The organism is Methylobacterium gnaphalii, assembly GCF_007992215.1.
Classification (GTDB): domain Bacteria; phylum Pseudomonadota; class Alphaproteobacteria; order Rhizobiales; family Beijerinckiaceae; genus Methylobacterium; species Methylobacterium gnaphalii.
Window position 1 is genome coordinate 114,576 of sequence record NZ_BJZV01000011.1, and the last position, 21,628, is coordinate 136,203.

At 67.5% G+C, this 21,628-nt stretch carries 20 protein-coding genes; 12 read left to right on the plus strand and 8 right to left on the minus strand.

What is annotated here, in order from left to right:
- Window positions 1-59 precede the first annotated feature (59 nt).
- Entirely contained in the window at window positions 60-2,393 is a 2,334-nt protein-coding gene (locus MGN01_RS11245) for an NADP-dependent malic enzyme (protein WP_147046704.1), read from the minus strand.
- Window positions 2,394-2,473: 80 nt separating this feature from the next.
- On the opposite strand from MGN01_RS11245, the gene MGN01_RS11250 reads away from it, so the two are divergent.
- From MGN01_RS11250 to MGN01_RS11260, 3 genes are read left to right on the plus strand one after another with little or no spacing between them, the layout of a single operon-like run.
- On the plus strand, window positions 2,474-3,091 hold the full coding sequence (locus MGN01_RS11250; protein ID WP_147046775.1) for a CatB-related O-acetyltransferase: 618 nt from the start codon (window positions 2,474-2,476) through the stop codon (window positions 3,089-3,091).
- Between the two features lie 41 nt (window positions 3,092-3,132).
- Window positions 3,133-3,387: a DUF3297 family protein gene (locus tag MGN01_RS11255; RefSeq protein ID WP_147046705.1), complete on the plus strand. Its 255-nt coding sequence runs from the start codon at window positions 3,133-3,135 to the stop codon at window positions 3,385-3,387.
- 13 nt (window positions 3,388-3,400) lie between these two features.
- Window positions 3,401-3,997 carry a YdeI/OmpD-associated family protein gene (locus tag MGN01_RS11260; protein ID WP_147046706.1) on the plus strand — a complete coding sequence of 199 codons (597 nt, stop codon included), beginning with the start codon at window positions 3,401-3,403 and terminating at the stop codon, window positions 3,995-3,997.
- 150 nt (window positions 3,998-4,147) lie between these two features.
- Here MGN01_RS11260 and MGN01_RS11265 read toward each other — a convergent pair whose 3' ends face one another.
- The 4 genes from MGN01_RS11265 to aspS all read right to left on the minus strand — a co-directional run bounded on the left by MGN01_RS11265 (window position 4,148) and on the right by aspS (window position 8,309).
- A complete protein-coding gene (locus MGN01_RS11265) occupies window positions 4,148-4,447 on the minus strand; it encodes a hypothetical protein (protein WP_147046707.1) in 300 nt (99 codons plus the stop codon).
- Complete coding sequence (locus tag MGN01_RS11270) at window positions 4,444-5,520, minus strand: acyltransferase family protein (RefSeq protein ID WP_147046708.1); 1,077 nt, start codon at window positions 5,518-5,520, stop codon at window positions 4,444-4,446. Before MGN01_RS11270 ends, MGN01_RS11265 begins: the two co-directional genes overlap by 4 nt.
- Window positions 5,517-6,398 carry a glycosyltransferase family 2 protein gene (locus MGN01_RS11275; protein WP_147046709.1) on the minus strand — a complete coding sequence of 294 codons (882 nt, stop codon included), beginning with the start codon at window positions 6,396-6,398 and terminating at the stop codon, window positions 5,517-5,519. The genes MGN01_RS11270 and MGN01_RS11275 overlap by 4 nt, the downstream gene beginning before the upstream one ends.
- A 96-nt stretch (window positions 6,399-6,494) precedes the next feature.
- Window positions 6,495-8,309: an aspartate--tRNA ligase gene (aspS, locus tag MGN01_RS11280; protein WP_147046710.1), complete on the minus strand. Its 1,815-nt coding sequence runs from the start codon at window positions 8,307-8,309 to the stop codon at window positions 6,495-6,497.
- A 132-nt stretch (window positions 8,310-8,441) separates the two neighbouring features.
- Between aspS and MGN01_RS11285 the strand changes: the two genes are divergently transcribed.
- The 5 genes from MGN01_RS11285 (at window position 8,442) to MGN01_RS11305 (ending at window position 13,270) form a co-directional block, all read left to right on the plus strand.
- Window positions 8,442-8,870, plus strand: a complete 429-nt coding sequence (locus MGN01_RS11285) for a hypothetical protein (protein ID WP_373319199.1) — start codon at window positions 8,442-8,444, stop codon at window positions 8,868-8,870.
- 9 nt (window positions 8,871-8,879) lie between these two features.
- On the plus strand, window positions 8,880-10,034 hold the full coding sequence (gene rnd / locus MGN01_RS11290) for a ribonuclease D (protein ID WP_147046711.1): 1,155 nt from the start codon (window positions 8,880-8,882) through the stop codon (window positions 10,032-10,034).
- Between the two features lie 135 nt (window positions 10,035-10,169).
- Complete coding sequence (locus tag MGN01_RS11295) at window positions 10,170-10,457, plus strand: hypothetical protein (RefSeq protein ID WP_147046712.1); 288 nt, start codon at window positions 10,170-10,172, stop codon at window positions 10,455-10,457.
- Between the two features lie 117 nt (window positions 10,458-10,574).
- The gene (locus MGN01_RS11300; protein WP_147046713.1) at window positions 10,575-11,045 is read left to right on the plus strand and encodes a (2Fe-2S)-binding protein; all 471 of its coding nucleotides are present in this window, start codon (window positions 10,575-10,577) and stop codon (window positions 11,043-11,045) included.
- Between the two features lie 14 nt (window positions 11,046-11,059).
- Window positions 11,060-13,270, plus strand: a complete 2,211-nt coding sequence (locus tag MGN01_RS11305) for a xanthine dehydrogenase family protein molybdopterin-binding subunit (protein WP_147046714.1) — start codon at window positions 11,060-11,062, stop codon at window positions 13,268-13,270.
- 9 nt (window positions 13,271-13,279) lie between these two features.
- On the opposite strand, the gene MGN01_RS11310 is transcribed toward MGN01_RS11305, so the two are convergent.
- Together MGN01_RS11310 and erpA are read right to left on the minus strand one after the other, a co-directional pair.
- A complete protein-coding gene (locus MGN01_RS11310; protein ID WP_147046715.1) occupies window positions 13,280-15,133 on the minus strand; it encodes an aq_1923 C-terminal domain in 1,854 nt (617 codons plus the stop codon).
- A 194-nt stretch (window positions 15,134-15,327) separates the two neighbouring features.
- On the minus strand, window positions 15,328-15,654 hold the full coding sequence (erpA, locus tag MGN01_RS11315) for an iron-sulfur cluster insertion protein ErpA (RefSeq protein WP_147046716.1): 327 nt from the start codon (window positions 15,652-15,654) through the stop codon (window positions 15,328-15,330).
- Between the two features lie 109 nt (window positions 15,655-15,763).
- Between erpA and MGN01_RS11320 the strand changes: the two genes are divergently transcribed.
- On the plus strand, window positions 15,764-17,050 hold the full coding sequence (locus MGN01_RS11320) for a deoxyguanosinetriphosphate triphosphohydrolase (RefSeq protein ID WP_147046717.1): 1,287 nt from the start codon (window positions 15,764-15,766) through the stop codon (window positions 17,048-17,050).
- Window positions 17,051-17,088: 38 nt separating this feature from the next.
- On the opposite strand, the gene MGN01_RS11325 is transcribed toward MGN01_RS11320, so the two are convergent.
- A complete protein-coding gene (locus tag MGN01_RS11325; RefSeq protein ID WP_147046718.1) occupies window positions 17,089-17,550 on the minus strand; it encodes a hypothetical protein in 462 nt (153 codons plus the stop codon).
- Window positions 17,551-17,690: 140 nt separating this feature from the next.
- Here MGN01_RS11325 and MGN01_RS11330 point away from each other — a divergent pair, with 140 nt between their 5' ends.
- The 3 genes from MGN01_RS11330 (at window position 17,691) to MGN01_RS11340 (ending at window position 21,455) form a co-directional block, all read left to right on the plus strand.
- The gene (locus tag MGN01_RS11330; RefSeq protein ID WP_147046719.1) at window positions 17,691-18,170 is read left to right on the plus strand and encodes an acyl-CoA thioesterase; all 480 of its coding nucleotides are present in this window, start codon (window positions 17,691-17,693) and stop codon (window positions 18,168-18,170) included.
- Window positions 18,171-18,251: 81 nt separating this feature from the next.
- Window positions 18,252-20,009, plus strand: coding sequence for an arginine--tRNA ligase (argS, locus tag MGN01_RS11335; protein WP_147046720.1), 1,758 nt, complete (start codon window positions 18,252-18,254; stop codon window positions 20,007-20,009).
- Window positions 20,010-20,036: 27 nt separating this feature from the next.
- On the plus strand, window positions 20,037-21,455 hold the full coding sequence (locus MGN01_RS11340) for an SPOR domain-containing protein (RefSeq protein ID WP_147046721.1): 1,419 nt from the start codon (window positions 20,037-20,039) through the stop codon (window positions 21,453-21,455).
- Window positions 21,456-21,628 lie beyond the last annotated feature (173 nt).

Genomic DNA, 21,628 nt, shown 5'->3' on the forward strand with positions numbered 1-21,628 from the left:
CAGCAGAGATCCCGTCCCCGCCGCCCTGACGACGCTCACGCCTCGCCGTTCGAAGCCGCTTACGCCAAAGCCAGCCCGGCGCCCGGCTCGGCGGCCGGCGAGGTCGTGAGCTGGAGGCTCGACTGAGACTCGACCACTGCCGCCGCAGTGACATTGACGATGCCGCGGGCGGTCACCGAGGGCGTCAGGATGTGGGCGGGCTTGGCGGGGCCGATCAGCAGGGGGCCGACCGGCAAGGCGTCCGCTAGCACCTTCGCGAACTGGAAGGCGATATTGGCCGCGTCGAGGTTCGGGAAGATCAGAACGTTGGCCGCCCCCTTGAGGCGTGAACCGGGCAGCACCTTGTCCCGGATCAGCTCGGAGAGCGCCGAATCCGCCTGCATCTCGCCCTCGACCTGAAGCGCTCCGTCGCGCGCCTGGATCAATTCGAGGGCGCGGCGCATCTTCATCGAGGAGTCACTGTCCGACTGGCCGAAGTCGGAATGGCTGAGCAGCGCGATCTTCGGTGTCAGTCCGAAGCGGCTGACATGACCCGCGCAGGCGAGGGTCATGTCGGCGATCTCTTCCGCGCTCGGGTTCTTCCGGACATGGGTGTCTGCCAGGAAGAACGCGCCTTTCTTGGTGATGATCAGGCTCATCGCCGCGAGATCCTGCACGCCCGGCGCGAGGCCGATGATGTCGCGGATCACCCGTAACCGGGTGTCGAACCGCCCTTCGAGACCGCAGATCAGCGCGTCGGCCTCACCGCGGCGCACGGCGAGCGCGCCGATCACCGTCGAGTTGGTGCGCACCAGGGTACGGGCGAGATCGGGCGTGATGCCCTTGCGGCCGGCCACGTCGAGATAGGTCGAGACGTAGTCGCGGTAGCGCGGATCGTCATCGGGATCGATCAGGTCGAAATGCTCGCCCTGGCGCAGGCTGAGTCCGAAGCGCTTGACGCGCACCTCGATCACCCGCGGGCGGCCGACGAGGATGGGACGGGCCACGCCGTCCTCGACGAGGGCCTGTGCGGCGCGCAACACGCGCTCGTCCTCGCCCTCGGCGTAGATGACCCGTTTCGGGTCGGCCTTCGCCTTCGAGAAGAGCGGCTTCATGATGAAGCCTGAGCGGTGCACGAAGCGGTCGAGCGACTCGGCATAGGCCTGGATGTTCTCGACCGGACGGCCGGCGACGCCCGAATCCATCGCCGCCTGGGCCACCGCCGGGGCGATGCGCAGGATCAGGCGCGGATCGAACGGGCTCGGGATCAGCGATTTCGGTCCGAAGGGGCGCACCTCCCCGCCATAGGCGCGGGCGACGACTTCGGAGGTGGTCTCATGCGCGAGGGCCGCGAGGGCCTTCACCGCCGCCTTCTTCATCTCCTCGTTGATCGCCGTGGCGCCCACGTCGAGGGCACCGCGGAAGATGTAGGGGAAGCAGAGGACGTTGTTGACCTGATTCGGGAAGTCCGAGCGCCCGGTACAGATCATCGCGTCGGGCCGCTTTTCCTCGGCGAGGTCCGGCATGATCTCGGGGTAGGGGTTGGCGAGCGCCATGATCAGTGGCTTCTCGGCCATCTTCTCCAGGTATTCCGGCTTCAGGACACCACCGGCCGAGAGGCCGATGAAGACGTCGGCACCGGGGATGACGTCGGCGAGCGTGCGCGCCTCTGTCTCCTGGGCGTAGACGTCTTTCCAGCGGTCCATCAGCTCGGTGCGGCCCTTGTAGACCACACCCTTGATGTCGGTGACGGTGATGTTCTCGACCCGGACGCCGAGAGCGACAAGCAGGTTCAGGCAGGCGATGGCCGCCGCGCCGGCGCCGGACGTCACGATCCTAACGTCTTCCAGCTTCTTACCGGCGAGCTCCATACCGTTAAGGACGGCGGCCGCGACAATAATCGCCGTGCCATGCTGGTCGTCATGGAAGACCGGGATGTTCATCCGGGCCCGGCACTGCTCCTCGACCTCGAAGCACTCCGGCGACTTGATGTCCTCGAGGTTGATGCCGCCGAAGGTCGGCTCCAGGGCGCAGACCACGTCCACGAGCTTCGAGACATCCTTCTCCCCGACTTCGATGTCGAAGACGTCGATGCCAGCGAATTTCTTGAAGAGGACAGCCTTGCCCTCCATCACCGGCTTCGAGGCCAACGGGCCGATGTCGCCGAGGCCGAGGACGGCCGTGCCGTTCGAGAGCACGGCGACAAGGTTCTGGCGAATGGTGAGGGTGGCGGCCTCCTGCGGATCCTCATGGATCGCCATGCAGGCGGCGGCGACGCCAGGAGAATAGGCGAGCGCGAGGTCGCGCTGGTTGCCGAGCGGCTTCGTCGCCTGGATCTCCAGCTTCCCCGCTCGCGGCAGGCGATGGTAGACGAGCGCTCCGGCCTTCAGATCTTCGGACATATTATCGGCCATGGCTTTCCTTCCCACTGCCCTGCGGTCTTGCCGCGCCACGCGTGCCTGAGCCGCGTCGTCGTTCTCGTCTTGCCGATGTGGTGCACCGCCTGCGGCAAGGGCGCAACCCGCACAACGAGACGAGACTTCACCTGGAGAAGCTCGCGAAGCGGTGGCATTATTCGATCGGCCTGTATTCCTACGGGCGGCCGCGGGTGCGCTACCCAGAATCGGGCCACCCGCTGACGATCGGTCGATACTGTTCCATCGCCAGCAACGTCCAGCTCCTGATGGGGGGCAATCACAGGCACGATTGGGTGACGACCTACCCGTTCGCAGCGATGCGCGGGCTCTGGCCGGATGCGCGGGCACCCGAGGATTACGAGCGCTCGCGCGGCGGCATCACCATCGGCCATGACGTCTGGCTCGGTACGGGATGCCTCATCCTGCCGGGCATCACGATTGGGCACGGAGCGGTGATCGGCGCCAATGCCGTCGTTACCCGCGATGTGCCGCCCTACGCGATCGTGGCCGGCAACCCGGCACGGATCCTACGCCGTCGCTTCGACGATGCGACCGTCGAGGCGCTGCTCGACGCGGCTTGGTGGGACCTGCCGTACGAAGACGTGAACCGGCTGATCCCTCTTCTCTCCAGCGGTCGTGTCGCCGAGCTCGCCGCTGCCGCGCGGGCGGCGCACGGCGTTGCGGACAAGGCCTGAATCTCCTACCTCCTTCAAAGATAACAGACCCGAGCGCGACGATGTCCGACACCCCCTCCAAGACCTTGCCCGACCGCCTCTCGGTCAACCCGAACAGCCCGTATTACGACGAGGCGCTGCTGGAACGCGGCATCGGCATCCGTTTCAAGGGCGTCGAGAAGACCAATGTCGAGGAATACTGCGTGAGCGAGGGTTGGGTGAGGCTCTCGGCCGGCAAAACCCTCGACCGCGCCGGCAACCCGATGACGGTGAAGCTGAAGGGCCCGGTCGAGCCGTATCTGCGCGACGCCGAGTAGGCCTTTCCAGCGGATGCCCGAGGAGCGGGCCGGGCTGCCGATCCTCGCCTTCGCCTCGCTCTCGGAGTGGGAGAGCTGGCTCGCCGCCGCGCCGCGCGCGACGAAGGGGATCTGGCTGAAACTCGCCAACAAGGGCTCCGGCCTCGCCAGCGTGACGCAGCCGGAGGCGATCGAGGGCGCGCTCTGCCATGGCTGGATCGACGGCCAGCTCGCCCCCTTCGACGAAAACTGCTGGCTGATCCGCTTCACGCCGCGCCGCGTGCGCTCGAAATGGTCGCAGGTCAATTGCGCGAAGGCCGAGGCGCTGATCGCCGCCGGCCGGGTCCGGGAGGCGGGCCTCGCCGAGATCGCGGCTGCCCGCGCCGACGGACGCTGGGAGGCCGCCTACGCCCCGTCGAGCCGCATTGCGGTGCCCGCTGACCTCACCGCCGCGCTCGATGCCGCGCCCGAGGCGAAGAGCGCGTTCGAAACCCTCGACCGGCAGAACCGCTACGCGATCCTCTACCGCATTCACGACGCGAAGCGGCCCGAGACGCGCGCCAAGCGCATCGCCGGCTTTATCGCGATGCTGGAGCGGGGTGAGATGCCCTATCCGAAGAAGGCGCCATAGCGGGGCTCGGATCCTCCGTCGTCATTGCGAGTGCAGCGAAGCAATCCAGGCGCTTCAGACACGGAAACGTCGCCTGGATTGCTTCGCTGCACTCGCAATGACGGTCGAGCCTGTGGCTGACGATCGCTCGAACATCGGCCGAATGCCAGCTCACCCGATCGCGCGCCGCTCGCGCTCGATCCGAAAAACCCGCAGGCTTCGCGCCGCCAGCGCCTCGACCTGCGCCGGCGTCGTCGCGCCGTGGAGCACGAGGCTCGTCAGCACCTCCGGATGCTTCCGTCGTTGCTTCGGGGTCCGGGCATGGTTGGAGACGCGCAGCGCGAAGGTGTCGCCCGGTGGCGAGAGGTAGACGCTGTCGCCGCGCTCGTTCCGCGCCGTGATGGCGAAGCCCTCGGCTTCCAGCAGCCGCACCGCCAGAGCGATGGCAGCGGGGGGAGGGAGCCCGTTCACGGGCCTGCCGGCTCGATGGTGCCGATGGTTCGGCGCCCCATCGCGCGCGCCTTAAGCCGCAGGGCCGGCTTCTCCACCGCGTACCAGGACAGGGCGGCGACGCCGAGCGACGGCACCAACGACGCCGCCAGCAGCGCCGTCACCGATGCGTGGGGAAACAGCGCGTAGAGCGTCTGCTGGATCGGCCAGCCGTAGAGATAGACCCCGTAGGAGAGGTCGGCCGGCGGGTCGAGGGCCGGGCTGCCGAGAGCCGGCGCGAAGGCGACCCAGATCGCGGCGTAGCACTCGGCCAGGAACAGCACCGTCCGATAGAGCGGCGTCTCCCGCAGCAGCAGCGCCAGCCCGAGGCCGAGAAGCGGCCAAGCCGAGAGCCGCACTCGGTCGCGCCAGACGTACAGCGCAGCGCCAGCGGCGAAGATCAGCGGCAGGCGCAAAGCCGTCTCGACGCCTTTCGGCACAGCCGGGTTCACGGCGGCCGCCACGAGCAGCGCGACGGACAGGCCCGCAACCAGGGCCAAGGCGAACCCGCGCCGGCGCAGTAACCCCAGCAACCCGGCAAGGAACACGCCGAGATAGCAGAGCGTCTCGTATTTCAGGGTCCAGACGGTGCCGAGCGGGCTGTGGATCGGATTGGTCTCGAACACGCCCGGCAGGCTCGCATTGCTCTTGAAGCTCGTCAGCGTGCGCAGAATGAAGTGCCAGAAGTCGGGCGCACCGTAATACTCGGCCAGCGGCAGCCGCGTCAGCGCGGCGCCGAGCACCAGCGAGACCATGAGGGTCGCCACGACGAGGCCGGGCAGGATGCGCAGCGTGCGGGCGAGGGCGTAATCGCGCAGGCCCCGGCGATCGAGGCTCATCGTGACGAGGAAGCCGGAGACCGCGAAGAAGCCGTTCACCGCATGCTCGCCCAGGGTGAAGCCGGTCAGCCCGAACAGCGGCTCGTCCTCGAGACGCCCGGTCGAGAGGCTGAAGGCGTGCGAGACGACGACTGCCAGGGCCAGCGCCAGCCGCAGGATCGAGAAGGCGTTGTGCGGGCGCGCCAGCGCCTCGGCGAGGGTGGGCGCACGGCTCATGCCGGCTCATCCCGGGTCAGTCCCTCGTGCGCCAGGGCATCTTGCCCGCAAAGCGCCGCGAGCGCCCCGGCGGCCGAGCCGCCGTATCGCTCCATGCCGGCTCGGCGCAGGAGCAGCGCCGAGAGCGCGGCCTTGGGCGCATTGACCGCGAGCATCCGCAGGTTCGGGTCGGGCAGGCCGTATTTGCGGGAGACGTAGGCGCGCGACCAAGCCTGATGCCAGCGCGTGCGGAAGACGCGGCCCGGCTCCGGCGACGAGGATTTTCCGCGCCCGTGCAACGCCACCGCGTCATGGACATGGATCAGCGCCCGGCCCGCATCCGCGACCCGCCGGCAGAGGTCGTCGTCCTCGAAGAACAGGAAGATATTGGGATCGAAGCCGCCGAACTCGAGAAAGAGCGAGCGTTCGGCCATCAGGCAGGCGCCCATCAGGAAGGGGGCGCAGGCATCCCCCTCGGGCAGCGACCGGATGCCCTTGGGATTGTGGAGATAGGGCGAGAGCAGCGAACGCGGCTGGTAGAAGAAGCGCCCGTCGGCTTCCATGATGCGCGGCGAGAACAGGCCGGCATCGGGATAAGCCTCGGCCGCGGCCATCAGGGCGCGCGCAGCGCCGGGCTGCAGGATCAGGTCCGGGTTGAGAATGATGACGTGGCTCGCCCCCTCTGCCGCCCGCACGCCGCGGTTGTTGGCGCGGCCGTAGCCCTCGTTGCGCGCGTTCCGTAGAACCCGAGCGCCGGATGCCTCGGCAATCCGCACCGAGGCGTCGCGGCTGGCATTGTCGACGACGATGGCCGGAATCTGCTCTCGCGCCAGAGCGGCGAGGCAGTCGGGCAGCGCCTCGGCGCTGTCGTGGGAGACGACAATGGCGGTGAGCGTCACGCCGCGAAAATCCCAGCGCAAAGCGGGAACCTCTCCCTCCTCCGCAGGAGAAGAAAGAGGGAGACGCCAGCGCTTGTCACGAACGCCGCCCGGTCCTCAGCCCTTCTTCTCGGGCAGGTTTAGCCGGATGTGCAGCTCGCGCAGCTGCTTCGGCGTTGCCTCGGACGGTGCACCGAGCAGCAGGTCCTCAGCCCGCTGGTTCATCGGGAACAGCGTCACCTCGCGCAGGTTGATCGCGCCCACGAGCAGCATCACCAGCCGGTCGATGCCCGCCGCCATGCCGCCGTGCGGCGGCGCGCCGTACTGGAAGGCGCGGTACATGCCGCCGAAGCGGGCATGGACATCGGCCTCGCCGTAGCCCGCGATCTCGAAAGCCTTCACCATTGCGTCGGGGCGATGGTTGCGGATCGAGCCCGAGGCGACCTCGTAGCCGTTGCAGACCATGTCGTACTGCACAGCCTTGAGCTTCAGCACCGCCTCGGTGTCGGCCGGATCGAGCGCCAGGAATTCCTCGTGGCTGACGTTCGGGCCCGAGAACGGGTTGTGAGAGAAGTCGATCTTCTTTTCGTCCTCGTTCCACTCGTACATCGGGAAGTCGGTGATCCAGCAGAACGCGTAGCGGTCGCGGTCGACCAATCCGAGTTCGTCGGCGATGCGGTTGCGCGCCTTGCCGGCCAGCGCCGCCGCTTTGGCCTCGTTGCCGGCGGAGAAGAACACCGCGTCGCCGGCCTTGACGCCGGCCTTCTCGGCGATGGCTTTCTGGATCTCGGCGGGGATGAATTTGGCGATCGGACCCTTTCCGGTGAGTACGCCGCCCTCGTCCTCGAACACGACGTAGCCGAGGCCCGGCGCGCCCTCGGAGCGGGCCCAGTCGTTCAGCTTGTCGAAGAATGAGCGCGGCTGGCCGGCGGCACCCGTCGCCGGGATCGCGCGTACGACACCGCCGGACTTCACGACGCCCTTGAACGCCTTGAACTCGACTTCGTCGCGGGCGAACTCGTCCGATACGTCGGCGATGATCAGCGGGTTGCGCAAATCCGGCTTGTCCGAGCCGTATTTCAGCATCGCCTCGGCGTAGGGGATGCGCGGGAACGTCTGCGTGACAGGCTTGCCCTCGGCGAACTCCACGAAGGTGTCGCGGACCACAGGCTCCATCGTCGCGTAGACATCCTGCTCCGTGACGAAGCTCATCTCGACGTCGAGCTGGTAGAATTCGCCGGGCAGACGGTCGGCGCGCGGGTCCTCGTCGCGGAAGCACGGTGCAATCTGGAAGTAGCGGTCGAAGCCCGCAATCATCGTCAGCTGCTTGAACTGCTGCGGGGCCTGCGGCAGCGCGTAGAACTTGCCGGGATGCAGGCGCGACGGCACCAGGAAGTCGCGCGCGCCTTCCGGCGAGGAGGCCGTCAGGATCGGCGTCTGGAACTCGAAGAAGCCGCTCTCGCGCATGCGACGGCGCAGGCTGTCGATGATCGCGCCGCGCTTCATGATGTTGGCGTGCAGCTTCTCGCGGCGCAGGTCGAGGAAGCGATAGGCGAGGCGGGTCTCTTCCGGGTATTCCTGGTCGCCGAAGACCGGCAGCGGCAGTTCGCCGGCCGGGCCGAGCACCTCGATATCGTCGATATAGACCTCGATGGCGCCGGTCGGCAGCTCGGCATTCTCGGTGCCGGCGGGGCGCGTGCGCACGCGGCCGTCGAGACGGATCACCCATTCCGAGCGCACCGTCTCGGCGAGCTTGAACGCCTTCGAATCGGAATCCACCACGCACTGCGTCAGGCCGTAATGGTCGCGAAGGTCGATAAAGAGCACGCCGCCATGGTCGCGGATGCGATGACACCAGCCTGACAGGCGGATCTCGCCGCCGACGTCGGACGGGCGAAGCGCCCCGCAGGTGTGGGAACGGTAACGGTGCATGACGGGCTCTTGGGAATGAAGGCCGGCACCATTCACGCGAGGGGAGGGAAGTCAAGGCACGCGGCGCAGCGGCCTGCACGGGCTAGGCCTCGCGAAGCGCTTTTCGCGAGTCCGGGCCTTCGGAAACGGAGGGTGAATCCCCATATCATCCCTATGAATACGCTCGCCTTTTCTCCCTCGAAAGTCCGGTCGGCGCGTTCGCTTGCGGAACGCGCCGAAGGTGCGTGGCGCATCGTGCCGTTGGAGGGCAGCTTCGAGATCGTCTACGAGGATGCGCGCGGAGTCTGGAGCAGCCGGATGATCGAGGCACGCGAGCTGAAGCTCGGGCCCGGCCGGACGCTGCTCGGCGGCCTCGATCACGGCCGCGGCCTCTACCGCGGCTTTCGCACCGATCGCATCCGCCGGCTCTCGGACCCCGAGACCGGCCTGCGCATCGAGGCCGGCATTCTCGACCACCTGCTCAGCCGGGCCGAGGCGCAGCGGCGCCTGCGCACTGGCCGCGCACGATCCACGGCCGCTTCGGCTTCCTCGCCTCGCAAGGGCCCTCAACCTTCGATATAGCCTGGGGTCATGGACCTGATCACGACCACGTCGGAGCTTGCCGACGCCTGTGCCCGCTTCGCCGCGCAACCCTTCGTCACCGTCGACACGGAGTTCATGCGCGAGACGACCTATTATCCAAAGCTCTGCCTCATCCAGATGGCGGCGCCGGACGGGTTCGCCGCGCTCGTCGATCCGCTGGCCAAGGATCTCGACCTTAAACCCTTTGTCGACCTGATGGCGGACGAGGGCGTGGTGAAGGTGTTTCACTCGGCCCGCCAGGATCTCGAGATCATCTGGCTGATGGGCGAGGTGCTGCCGCATCCGTTCTTCGACACCCAGGTCGCGGCCATGGTCTGCGGCTACGGCGACAGCGTTTCCTACGAGCAGCTCGTCAACGACCTCGCCAAGGCCAAGATCGACAAGTCCTCGCGCTTCACCGACTGGTCGCGCCGTCCCCTCTCGGACGCGCAACTCACCTACGCGCTCTCGGACGTGACACATCTCGTGAAGGTCTACCAGGCGCTGGCCAAGCAGCTTATCGAGACCGATCGCGGTGCCTGGCTCGACGACGAGATGGCAGTGCTCACCTCGCCGGAGACTTACCGGGCTGATTCGGCCCAGGCCTGGCGCCGGCTCTCGGGCCGCATGCGCAAGCCGCGCGAGATCGCCGTATTGATGGAGGTTGCAGCCTGGCGCGAACGCGAGGCGCAGACTCGCAACGTGCCGCGCGGGCGCATCCTCAAGGACGAGGCGGTGATCGACATCGCCTCCTCGGCGCCGCGCAGTGTGGAGGCGCTCGGCCGCCTGCGCACCATCCCGAGTGGCTTCGAGCGCTCGCGCACCGGCACCGACATCCTCGCGGCGGTCGAGCGCGGCTTCGCCCGGGACACCAGCGACATCAAGCTGCCGGAACGCGGGCGCTCGCGTGGCAGCGGCAATGGCGCCGTGGTCGAGTTGCTCAAGGTACTGCTTAAGGCGGTGGCTGAGGCCGAGGGCATCGCCCCGAAGATCATCGCCACGGTGGATGAGCTCGAAGCCATCGCCGACGACGACCATGCCGACGTGCCCGTGCTCCAGGGCTGGCGCCGCGGCCTGTTCGGAGAGAAGGCGCTCGCCCTCAAAACCGGCCGGGTGGCCCTGTCGACCGAGGGCGGCCGGGTCGTGGTGCACGAGCTGAGCTGAGCGACGTCACAGCGCCTGTGGGGCAGGCGCATGCGAATTCAACGGCGACGGCACATGGCGTTCGAGAGAGGGCTACCCTAATTCGGGAATAAGCGGCAAAGTGCTTGCCGAAACGTCCCGACGCAACCGCCCCTTATGTTCGAACCGAACGAAGTCCTGCAAACCCTGACCGGGCGAGGCCACGTCTCGGCAGAGGGGGTCGAGGCGGTTCGCGTGCGCTACCGCGTCGTGATCGAGCGGCGCGACGGGGTCGTATTCGCTTCCGGCACGCTGACCGGGAGCCATGCGAACCTTCTGCCGATCTGGCTCGTCCCCGACTCGACCCTGCGCCTCAAGAACGGCCGGCGGATCGACATCTCGGTCACCGACCTCGTCGGAGACGTCGCCGAGTTCGAGAGCACGGGCACCGTCTCTCCGGGCTGAGAGCCCAGCGGTCGCAGGGCGTTTCGATGCGCCCCCATCAATCAGCTTGACGGCGGCTGGGATCGGTCCAGACTTCCACCCTGTATCAAGAATAATTCTGATTGGAGGGAGGAGAGCATGGGCCAATCCCATTCGCTGACCATCAACGGCCGCTCGCTCAGCGTGAGCCTGGACGATCCCGACACACCGCTCCTCTACGTGCTGCGCAACGAGGTCGGGCTGCACGGCCCACGCTTCGGCTGCGGGCTTGGCCAGTGCGGCTCATGCACCGTGCATGTCGATGGGCAGGCCGTGCGCTCCTGCGTGACTCCGCTCTCCTCCCTGAAACCCGAGGCGAAGATCGTCACCCTCGAAGGCCTCGGCACGCCGGAAGCGCCCCATCCAGTCCAGGCGGCTTTTGTCGAGGAGCAGGCCGCGCAGTGCGGCTACTGCATCAACGGCATGATCATGACCTCGGCCGCTCTCCTGAAGGACAAGCCGAAGCCGAGCGAGGCCGAGATCCGGCAGGCTCTTGTCGGCAATCTCTGTCGATGCGGCACCCATGCCAGGATCGTGCGCGCTGTCCAGCGCGCCGCGGCCAGCCTCTGAGCGGGGAGGGAATCATGCCAAACAGCCAACTCTCCCGCCGCAGCCTTCTGCAGGGCGGCGCCATCATCGTAGGCTTCACACTGAGCCGCGCGCTGCCCGCCATGGCCGGTACCGCGCCCTCGAAGCCGGTCGCCCTCGACGAGGTCGATAGCTACCTCGCTCTGGAGCGCGACGGCTCGGCCATCATCTATTCCGGCAAGGTCGATCTCGGCACCGGCGTCCGGACAGCGCTGACCCAGATGGCGGCCGACGAGCTCGACCTGCCGCTCTCCCGGGTACGCGTGATCCAAGGCGACACTGCCCTAACGCCGGACCAGGGGCCGACCTATGGCAGCCTTTCGATCCAGAACGGCGGGACGCAGATTCGCACCGCCGCCGCGACCGCCCGGCGCAAGCTCATCCAGCTCGCCTCGGAGCGGCTCGGCACGCCAATGGATGCGCTGGTCACCAAGGACGGTCGCGTGGCGCCAGCCGCGGGCGGGGAGGGTATCGCCTATGCCGAGTTGCTGAAGGACGGCCATTTCGCGCTGAAGCTCGACAAGGACGCGCCAAGCAAAAACCCCGACGACTTTAGCCTCGTCGGCAAGTCGGTGCCGCGCCTCGACATCCCGGCCAAGATCTACGCCACCTTCACCTACATGCAGGACGTGATGCTGCCCGGCATGCTGCACGGCCGCGTGATACGGCCGCCGGCGATAGAGGCACGGCTGACCGGCGTCGATGAGGCTTCGGTTGCCGGCATCCCCGGCCTCGTAAAGGTCGTCCGTGAGGGCGACTTCCTGGGCGTCGTCGCCACGAGCGAATGGGCCGCGATCAAGGCCGCGCAAAAACTCTCGGCGACATGGTCTAAGGCCGAGACGCTGCCGGAGCAGGCCAAGCTCTGGGAGCACGTCCGTGCCACGCCCGTGGTGAAAGAGGACACGACGTCGAACGTGGGCGACGCCGACGGTGCCATGGCTCAAGCCGCGCGGAAGCTGAAGGCGACCTACGATTTCGCGATCCATACCCACGGCTCCATCGGTCCCTCCTGCGCGGTGGCGCAGCCTGAGGGCGACGCGCTCACCGTCTGGACCGCGTCGCAGATGACCCACGCGCTGCGCACGCAGCTCTCGGCAATGTTTTCGCTGCCGCCGGAAAAAGTGCGCTGCATCTATGTCGAGGGCTCGGGCTGCTACGGCCGCAACGGTCACGAGGATGCCGCAGCCGATGCGGCCATCCTCGCCCGCGCCGTCGGCAAGCCGGTGCGGGTGCAATGGTCGCGGGCCGACGAGCACGGCTGGGACCCCAAGGGCCCGCCGACCCTGATCGACCTCTCGGCCGGGCTTGATGACAAGGGCGCGGTGACGGCCTGGTCATCGCAGTTCCACATCCCCGTGGGAGCCGCGGGCACTGTGCCGCTGGTGGCGGCGACGCTGGCCGGCCTGCCACACGAGACGGCGCTCGCACCGGGCAACATCGTCCACAACTCGGCGATCCCCTACGGCTTCCCGAACGTGAAGACGGTCTGCCGCCGCCTCGCTACGACACCGCTGCGCCCCTCCTGGATCCGCACGCCGGGGCGCATGCAAAACACATTCGCCAATGAGGCCTTTCTCGATGAGTGTGCCGCAGCGGCTGGGATCGACCCCCTGGAGTATCGGCTGCGCTCGTTGAACGACCCGCGCGGAATCGAGGTGCTCAAACGCCTGGCCGCCCTCGCGAAATGGGAGAGCCGGCCTTCGCCCAAAGGCGAGGGGAAGGAGGCGGGAGGCGACGTCCAGACCGGCCGTGGGCTGTCCTACGTCAAATACGAGCTCTACCGGACCTATGTCGCGGCTTTGGCCGAGGTCGAGGTCGAGCGCAGCTCCGGAACGATCCGCGCCAAAAGGGTCTTCGTGGTCCAGGATTGCGGGCAGATCATCAACCCGGACGGGGTACGCAACCAGATCGAGGGCAACGTCATCCAGACCGTGAGCCGCGTGCTCAAGGAGGAAGTGATGTTCGACCGCTCGCGGGTCACGAGCACCGATTGGGCGAGCTACCCGATCCTGACCTTCCCGGAGGTGCCAGAGATCGTCATGGAGCTGATCGACCGGCCTCGCGACAAGCCCTGGGGCGCCGGCGAGCCTTCGGCAGCCGTGATTCCGTCGGCGATCTCCAACGCCGTCTACGACGCCATCGGCCTGCGCCTGCGCTCGGTGCCATTCACACCGGAGAAGGTGAAGACTGCGCTCCAGCGGACCTGAGGGGGCGCCTCACTCCGCTGAGGCGCTGACATCCAGCTTATCGAGCACGGCGGCAGGGCTCGTCGCCGTGCTGAAATCAACGACGCCGAGGCCGGCGTCGCCCTTCGCCCTGGCGCTGATCGAAAGCGTGCCGGGCTTCGCGGCGAACTTGCCCATGGCGGCCCCGATCGCTTTGGCGGCCGGCGAGTTGCCGAGGATCACCGGAATACCGATGAGGCAGGCCGTGACGTATTCCTTGCGCAGTTCGTCCGGCTTGAGGCTCAGCGACTTCGAGGTCGCGTCGATGAAGCGGTCGTAGAGGCCGCCATTCTGCACCTTGAGGTCGAGGGTCTTGGCGGTGGCCGAGAGCATGGCGAAGCCGGAGGTAGCGGCATCGGGATCGAAGATCTCCGGCCCGATCCCGCCGAGCGTGGCGTTGAGGTGAAGCGTGCCCATGTCCTTGCCCGAGACCGAGACCTCGCGGAGCGCCAGCTCCTTCGCGCTCTCGTCCCAGGCGGAGTCGGCCACGATATTGAGGTCGAGGTCGCGGTAGCCATAGAGGCCGAGCGAGCCGAGGACCGGGAAGCCCGACACGACCGAGGCGGGCATGGTCAGGCCCGAGAGCGACAGCCGGCTCGCCACCGGCACGCCGTCCTTCGGCGGGCCGAAGGTCATGCTGGCGTCGCGCAGTCCGACATGCAGCGTGCCGTTGGAAGGCTTGGCAAGGGGATCAGCAGGCGAGGGCGCCTTGCGGCCGGGGGCCGCGTCGCTCGGAAGGTCGAGGCTGAGCCCCGAGAGCAGCAGCGTGCCGATCACGGGGGTCAGGCGGCGCATGTCGGCATCGGACACGACCGCCGCCGCGCCCGGCTTCGACAACTGGCGCAGGGTTGCGAGGGTCGGCTCCAGCGAGAAACCACTGAGCGACAGCTTGGAGATCGTCGACCGGGAGCCGGTTCCGGTGAAACCGATGCCGCTCAGTGAGATCCCTGCATCCGCACCCGTCGACGCGTAGGCGAGGCGGTCAATGGTCAGATCGATCGGCGTGTCGGCCTTGGTCTCCTGAACCCGAAGACCCGTCGCCTCCAGACTACCGACGGACACGGCTTCGATCAGGTTTGCCGCGTTGCCGGCAGCCTTCGCGCGCGCAGCCGGATCGGCTTGCATGAGGTCGAGACCCTTGAAGGCGTCGAAGGCGCCGTTCCAGGTGGTCGGGAGTTGGCGGCCGGAGAAGTCGCGCCCGGCGAGGCGGGCGAAGCTTACCTGCGTGCCGCGCTCGTCCTTGAAGGCGATGCTCTCGACGGAGAAGGCCGCGTAGAGCCGCTGCCACGGCCCCTTGCCATCACCCGGTTCGGTGGACAGGCGGGCGAGCGCCGCGAGGTCGACGTCCTCGGCCCGGATCTTCCCATAGGAGCCGTCCCCGTTAGCGGACTTGCCCTCCATGGCTCCGGCTACGGTAACGGCGGCACCGGCCGAGGTCAGCTCGGCGATGCGGCCGGCATGAACGCCGCGGGCGACCACGTCGCGATAGATCGCGGCCTGGCGCATGCCGCCGCTGGTCTGCTCGATGCGCAGCTCGGGAATGGCGAGGCTGCCGGCATCGAGCCGAGCGAGGCGGGCCGCCCAGGGCTCCTTGCCGTCGGCCTTGAGGATGGCGAGGAGATCCTCCTTCGACAGGCGCGTGCCGCTCGCCGTCATCTGCGGCGCGCTCAGCCGCATGCCGCCGAAGTTCAGCACCACGTCCTGCAGCGACACATCCTGGACCGCGGAGGCTGCCTCCTGGGCCCGGACCGGCCCAGCGGCCGGCAGAGCGCTCAGCACCGCGAGGCTGCAGACCGACGCGAGCACCGCCTGCCTGAAGCCGCGGCGACCGGAGGATAAAGTCATGGCTTGGTCCGGAAAGCTGGATCGCGAGGAACGTGGAGGTCATCGCGGCCCGCTCGCACGGGCGCCATGCACTGCCGCAGAACGCTAGAGCAGGCAATTGCGCCGATGACACGGCAAGGCTTCAGACGAAATCATCGTCATTTCGGGACCGGAAGCGGCGCCCGGAATGACGAGGGCCACTGATATTTGACCGCTCAGAGCGAGAACGACGTGCCGCAGCCGCAGGACGAAGTCGCCTGCGGGTTCTCGATCTTGAAGGACTGGCCGATCAGGTCGTTGGCGAAGTCGATCACCGAGCCGCCCATGTACTCGATCGAGACCGGATCGACGAGCACGGTGGCGCCGTCCTTCTCGATCACCAGATCCTCTTCGGTTCGGACCTGCTCGATGTCGAAGGCATAGGAGAATCCCGAGCAGCCGCCGCCATTGACGCTGATGCGCAGGGAGCTGCCAGGCGGCTCCTGGCTCATGATCTCTTTGATGCGTTTGGCGGCGCGGGCAGTCAGTTGAATGTCGGCCATGGCGAGCTCGGCTTCGTTGTTCGGTCCCGTACGACGGCGGTGCGCGATTGTCGGATGAGACCTATGGACAAGATATGGGGTAGGCCGACACACCGCAACGCAGCGCGGCATGAGGGCGGTGCAGGACGTGGTGCAGAACACATCGACGACACGGCGACCGGGCGAGCGCTGGAGGGCGGCCTACGCTACCGATCCGGCGGCGACGCGCGGACGGCTGATCCCCGAGCCGTTCTCCCCGACGCGCAGCGACTTCCAGCGCGACCGTGATCGCATCATCCATTCGAGCGCGTTCCGGCGGCTCAAGCACAAGACCCAGGTCTTCGTGCACCATGAGGGCGACCACTATCGCACGCGGCTGACCCATACCTTGGAGGTCAGCCAGATCGCCCGCGCGCTCGCTCGGGCGCTCGGCCTCGACGAGGATCTCGCCGAGGCGCTCGCCCTCTCGCACGACCTCGGCCATACCTGCTTCGGGCATACCGGCGAGGACGCCCTCGACGCCTGCATGGCCGATTACGGCGGCTTCGACCACAACGCCCAGGCCCTGCGCATCGTCACCCGCCTTGAGCGGCGCTATGCCGAATTCGACGGGCTCAACCTGAGCTGGGAGACGCTGGAGGGTCTGGTCAAGCACAACGGCCCGCTGCTCGACGAGAGCGGACAGCCGACGCCGCGCTACCGCCACGCGGGAATTCCGGTGGCGATCCTCGAATACAACGCCCTGAACGATCTCGAACTCGCGAGCTATGCCGGTGCCGAGGCGCAGGCCGCGGCCCTCGCCGACGACATCGCCTACGATGCGCACGACCTCGACGATGGATTGCGGGCAGGTCTGTTCGAGCTCGAAGAACTGCGCACGGTGCCGTTCCTGGCGGCGCTCCTCGATGAGATCGAAACCCGTCACCCAGGGCTCGAAAACTCGCGGACGATCCACGAACTGGCACGTCGGATCATCACGCGCTTCGTCGAAGACCTGATCAGCGAGAGCGAACGGCGGCTGGCAGCCCTGAACCCGCGAAGCGTCGAGGAGATCCGGGGGGCTCAGGCGCCGGTCGTGGCTTTCTCCGGGCGGATCGCGGCGGCCGATGCAGAGATCAAGGCATTCCTGTTCGCCCGAATGTACCGCAACCCCGACGTCATGGCGGTCCGGGAGAAGGCCAGCGACATCGTGGCCGATCTATTCGCAGCCTTCATCGCCGATCCGCGCCGGATGCCGGCGGAATGGCAGGCCGGCCTGGACGGCGCTGAGGAGGGCCGGCGGGCGCGCCGCGTCGCCGACTACATCGCCGGAATGACCGATACCTATGCCGCGCGCGAGCACGGCAAGTTCTACCCGAGCACGCCGAGCCTGCATTGGCATGCGATGGATCGCGGCCTGCCCCTGGCGGAGCCGTGAGAACATTCGGGGCGGATCTCGCTCGCCCCGATGCGCGATCAGTAGCCGCCGCAGGGCGAGCGATAGACGTAGCTGTAGCCGCAATGGCCGCAGCCGCCGTAGCTCACGCTCGGCACGTAGCTGGCGCCGCAACCACCGTAGCCGTAGCCGTAGCCGGCCGGAGCATAGCCGCCATAGCCGTAGGACGAACCATAACCGTAACCGCCGTAGCCGTAGCCGCCATAGGCACCGGCCGTGGCGAGGCCGAGACCCAGGCCGAGGCCGGCACCGGCGAGACCATAGCCGAGCCCACGGCGATAGGCGAAACCGCGACCGTAACCACGGGCGCCGTAGAAGCCGCGGTGGCCACCGAAGCCGCCGCGATGCCCGGCGAACCCGCCATGATAGCCGCCAAAACCGCCGCGTCCGTAACCACCGCGTCCGTAGCTGCCCGCCTCGGCGGCCGCCGGCACGAGGGTCAGGGCGGCGAGCGCCGCGCCCGTAACAAGAAGTGCCTTCATCAAAAACTCCCGGGATCGAGCAGATCGTCCGCTCTGATCAGGGCGACCGGGAGCGTCCATCTTCAACACGGCGCTCTACTGAGTTGCCCAGTCATCCCCGGCGAAGCGACGTCATGATGAATGTCGAAAGGGCGCAGAGCATGAACGGACAAGACCGTCCGGCCCGCGAGACGCGGGCGGACTTTGCCCATTTCCGGTCGATCACGACGCGCTGGGCCGAGAATGACGTCTACGGCCACGTCAACAATGTCGTGTATTACGCCTTCTTCGACACGGTGGTGGCGGGCTTCCACGTCGAAAGCGGCCTGCTCGACGTCGAGACCGGCGCCGTGATCGGCCTCGTCGTCGAGACGGGCTGTCGCTACTTCGCGCCGATCGCTTTTCCGGACAGGGTCGAGGCGGGCCTGCGGGTGACGCATCTCGGCCGCTCCAGCGTGCGCTACGAGATCGGCATTTTCCGCAACGACGAAGACCAGGCCTCGGCACAGGGCTATTTCGTCCACGTCTATGTCGACCGACAGACCCGGCGGCCGGTGCCGCTGCCCGACGACTGGCGCGACGGACTGGCGCGCCTCCTCGTGCCGGGCAGGGATGGCGCAGATGCGGGCCGTTCTCCGTGACACCCCGGACGCGCGTTGCTATGCCGCCGCGCTGAGACAGGCGGCCGTCGGGATGCGGCCGCGCCAGCGGACATCGACTTCATGAACATCTTCGCCCAGTTCGAGGCGCGCGTGCGCGAGGCCCTCGAAGCGCTCGTTCAATCCGGTAAGCTGCCGGGCGGCTTGGATCTTTCTCGTGTTGTGGTCGAGCCGCCGCGCGATCCTTCCCACGGAGACCTCGCCACCAATGCGGCGCTGGTGCTCGCCAAGGAGGCCAAGGCCAATCCGAAGGCCCTCGGCGAAGCGCTCGCCGAAGAGCTGCGTGGCGACCCGCGCATCACCGAGGCGAGCGTTGCCGGACCCGGCTTCATCAACCTGCGCCTGGTTCCGGACGTGTTCCACGATGTCGTGCGCGCCGCCCTGACCGACACGGAATTCGGTCGCGCCAAGCTGCCGGGCGGTGCGGTGAACATCGAGTATGTCTCGGCGAATCCCACTGGTCCGATGCATGTCGGCCATGGCCGCGGCGCCGTGTTCGGCGACGCACTCGCCAGCCTGCTGATCGCGGCCGGGCGTAAGGTCACCCGCGAATACTACATCAACGATGCCGGTGCCCAGGTCGACGTGCTCGCCCGCTCGGCCTACCTGCGCTACCGCGAGGCGCTGGGTGAAGAGATCGGTGCGATCCCCGAGGGCCTATATCCCGGCGATTATCTGAAGCCTGTCGGCCTGCACATCAGCCGCGAGCACGGTCGCAACCTGCTCGACATGCCGGAGCACGAATGGCTGCCGATCATCCGCGAGGCGGCGATCCAGGCGATGATGGCGATGATCCGCGACGACCTCGCCGCCATCGGCATCCGCCACGACGTGTTCTTCTCAGAGCGCACGCTTCAGGGCGCGAATGGCGGCAAGGTCGCCGAGTTGCTCGAAGAGCTGCGCACGAAGGGCCTCGTCTACGAGGGCCGGCTGCCGCCACCGAAGGGCCAACTTCCCGAGGATTGGGAGGACCGCGAGCAGACGCTGTTCCGCGCCACACAATTCGGCGACGATGTCGACCGGCCGCTGCTGAAATCGGACGGCAGCTTCACCTATTTCGCCTCCGACATCGCCTATCATCGCGAGAAGTGGCTGGCCGGTGCCTCGGAGTTGATCGACGTGCTCGGCGCCGACCATGGCGGCTACGTGAAGCGCATGCAGGCAGCGGTGAAGGCGGTCAGCGACGGCCAGGCCGTGCTCGACGTGAAGTTGTGCCAACTCGTGCGGCTGCTGCGCGCCGGCGAGCCGGTGAAGATGTCGAAGCGCTCCGGCGAGTTCGTAACCCTGCGCGAGGTGATCGACGAGGTCGGGCGCGACGCGATTCGCTTCATGATGCTCTACCGGAAGAACGACGCGACGCTCGATTTCGATCTCGCCAAGGTCGTCGAGAAGTCGAAGGATAACCCGGTCTTCTACGTCCAGTACGGACACGCCCGCTGCTTTTCCGTGCGGCGTCAGGCAGTTGAGGCCTTCGCTAACGAGGACTTGTCGAAGGCGTCACTGGCAGCCGATGCGGATTTCTCGCTCCTCACCGATCCCGGCGAGTTCGAGATGATGCGGCTGATCGCGCAGTACCCGCGCGTGTTGGAATCAGCGGCCGTTGCTCACGAACCACATCGAATCGCCTTCCACCTCTATGAAACCGCGAGTTCGCTGCATAGTTTTTGGAATAAGGGCAAAGACTTGCCGCAATTACGGATTGTTAATCCAACCGACCGAAAGTCCACCCGTGCCCGCTTGGCCCTCGTGGAAGCCCTTGGTGGCGTCCTGGCCTCTGGGCTCGCGGTTCTGGGTGTCACCGCACCGGATGAAATGCGGTGAGCTGGCCGGGTTGGAAAGGAAGCGACAATGGCGACGAACGCTCCGCGAGCGGCGATCGATTTCGACGCGTTCGAGCGTGATCTGAGTCAGACGTCCCTGGCCAACCCTGCGGCACCGGCGCCGTCGCGCGCCGACCCCCTGGCTGAGCTTGCCCGCATCGTCGGCCAGGATGATCCCTTCCGCGCTCTTCTCGCATCACGCGGCGACCAAGCGGCCCCGCGGCCTGCCGTGGAGACGCGTCAGAGCGGCCGTATCGAGCCGTCCTTCTCCGAGGCCGCTCAGGCAGAGGACTTCGCAGCCGCGCAGGCCTCTCCCGCCGATGCCTTCGATCACTACCTCGCCAATGTCGAGCAGGGCGCCTACGCCGATGGAGCGGCCGGCGAACAGCATGACCCGTCGGCCTTCGACGACTCGGGCGCTGGCTACCGCGCGCCGGTCGCCAAACGTCCGAACCGGCGGCTCGTGCAGGTGGGCGCCGGTATTGGCGTGCTCACCCTCTGCGTTACCGGCGCACTCGGCCTGAAGCTGATGCGCTCGCACGGCTCGAACGGCGAGCCCGTGACCGTTCTCGCCGACAAGACGCCGCTCAAGATTGCCCCGCCGACAGCCGACGGCCTCGAGATCCCCGACCAGAAGAAGCAGATCTACGAGCGCAACGCCAAGGACAGTCAGATCAAGGTCGTCAACCGCGAGGAGCAGCCGCTCGACGTAGCCCAGGCCGCGCGTTCGGCGAGCGGCAATGGCGCAAGCGGCACCACCCCGGGCAACACCGCCCTGCTGACCGATTCGCTCGGAGAGCCACGCCGCGTGCGGACCGTCTCGGTGAAGCCGGACACTCCGGTCACCGCCGCCTCGCAGGCTCAGGCCCAGGGCCAGCCGCAGGGCGTCGCCTCGGCCGATGCGGGCCAGGTTTCGCCGATCCCAACCATGATGATGCCGGACGCGTCGCCCGCCGCAGCGTCGCAGACGCCGGTTTCCCAGCCGCGCAGCGTGACGCGGAGCCCTGCCCCGACCCCCGTTCCCGCACCGAAGCCGGTGCAGACGGCCGACGCCTCCGGCGCGACGCCTGAGATGCCCGCGGCCGAGCCCGTTCCGCCGGCCCGCAAGGCGCCGCAGCGTGTCGCCTCGATCGCGCCCGAGACCACCGCTTCCACCGATGCGGCACCCGCTGCTGCGCCGAAGGCCACGGCGTCCACCGCCAGCGTCGGCGGCTTCTCGGTGCAGATCGGCGTGCGCGCCAGCGAGAGCGACGCTCATGCAGCCTTCCGCCAGATGCAGAGCAAGTACAGCCAGCTCTCGGGCAAGCCCGAGTTGATCCAGCAGGCGGAAGTCGGCGGCAAGGCGATCTACCGCGTCCGGGTCGGGCCCCTGGCCAAGAACGATGCGACCAGCCTGTGCACGGAGCTGAAAGGCGCCGGCGGCCAGTGCTTCGTTTCGAAAAACTGAGCGTCCGGGCTCCGGCTCTCACCGCCTGATTCTCGAAAGCCACACCGGCCGGCAGCGCGACCGCTTCCGGTCGGTTTCGCCTTGCGAGCGCGCAGAGTGAAGCCAATTCTCAACTGTTATCGTTGACGATTCGATACGTCAGCCTGTCCAAGGCCTCAGGATCCCCCGCAAGT

What these genes read in the sequence shown, in the direction of transcription:
- MGN01_RS11245 (WP_147046704.1), bottom strand. Translation starts at nt 2,393, where the DNA reads ATGGCCGATAATATGTCCGAAGATCTGAAGGCCGGAGCGCTCGTCTAC.
- MGN01_RS11255 (WP_147046705.1), top strand. Translation starts at nt 3,133, where the DNA reads ATGTCCGACACCCCCTCCAAGACCTTGCCCGACCGCCTCTCGGTCAAC.
- MGN01_RS11260 (WP_147046706.1), top strand. Translation starts at nt 3,401, where the DNA reads ATGCCCGAGGAGCGGGCCGGGCTGCCGATCCTCGCCTTCGCCTCGCTC.
- MGN01_RS11270 (WP_147046708.1), bottom strand. Translation starts at nt 5,520, where the DNA reads ATGAGCCGTGCGCCCACCCTCGCCGAGGCGCTGGCGCGCCCGCACAAC.
- aspS (WP_147046710.1), bottom strand. Translation starts at nt 8,309, where the DNA reads ATGCACCGTTACCGTTCCCACACCTGCGGGGCGCTTCGCCCGTCCGAC.
- rnd (WP_147046711.1), top strand. Translation starts at nt 8,880, where the DNA reads ATGGACCTGATCACGACCACGTCGGAGCTTGCCGACGCCTGTGCCCGC.
- MGN01_RS11295 (WP_147046712.1), top strand. Translation starts at nt 10,170, where the DNA reads ATGTTCGAACCGAACGAAGTCCTGCAAACCCTGACCGGGCGAGGCCAC.
- MGN01_RS11300 (WP_147046713.1), top strand. Translation starts at nt 10,575, where the DNA reads ATGGGCCAATCCCATTCGCTGACCATCAACGGCCGCTCGCTCAGCGTG.
- MGN01_RS11305 (WP_147046714.1), top strand. Translation starts at nt 11,060, where the DNA reads ATGCCAAACAGCCAACTCTCCCGCCGCAGCCTTCTGCAGGGCGGCGCC.
- MGN01_RS11310 (WP_147046715.1), bottom strand. Translation starts at nt 15,133, where the DNA reads ATGACTTTATCCTCCGGTCGCCGCGGCTTCAGGCAGGCGGTGCTCGCG.
- erpA (WP_147046716.1), bottom strand. Translation starts at nt 15,654, where the DNA reads ATGGCCGACATTCAACTGACTGCCCGCGCCGCCAAACGCATCAAAGAG.
- MGN01_RS11320 (WP_147046717.1), top strand. Translation starts at nt 15,764, where the DNA reads ATGAGGGCGGTGCAGGACGTGGTGCAGAACACATCGACGACACGGCGA.
- MGN01_RS11325 (WP_147046718.1), bottom strand. Translation starts at nt 17,550, where the DNA reads ATGAAGGCACTTCTTGTTACGGGCGCGGCGCTCGCCGCCCTGACCCTC.
- MGN01_RS11330 (WP_147046719.1), top strand. Translation starts at nt 17,691, where the DNA reads ATGAACGGACAAGACCGTCCGGCCCGCGAGACGCGGGCGGACTTTGCC.
- argS (WP_147046720.1), top strand. Translation starts at nt 18,252, where the DNA reads ATGAACATCTTCGCCCAGTTCGAGGCGCGCGTGCGCGAGGCCCTCGAA.
- MGN01_RS11340 (WP_147046721.1), top strand. Translation starts at nt 20,037, where the DNA reads ATGGCGACGAACGCTCCGCGAGCGGCGATCGATTTCGACGCGTTCGAG.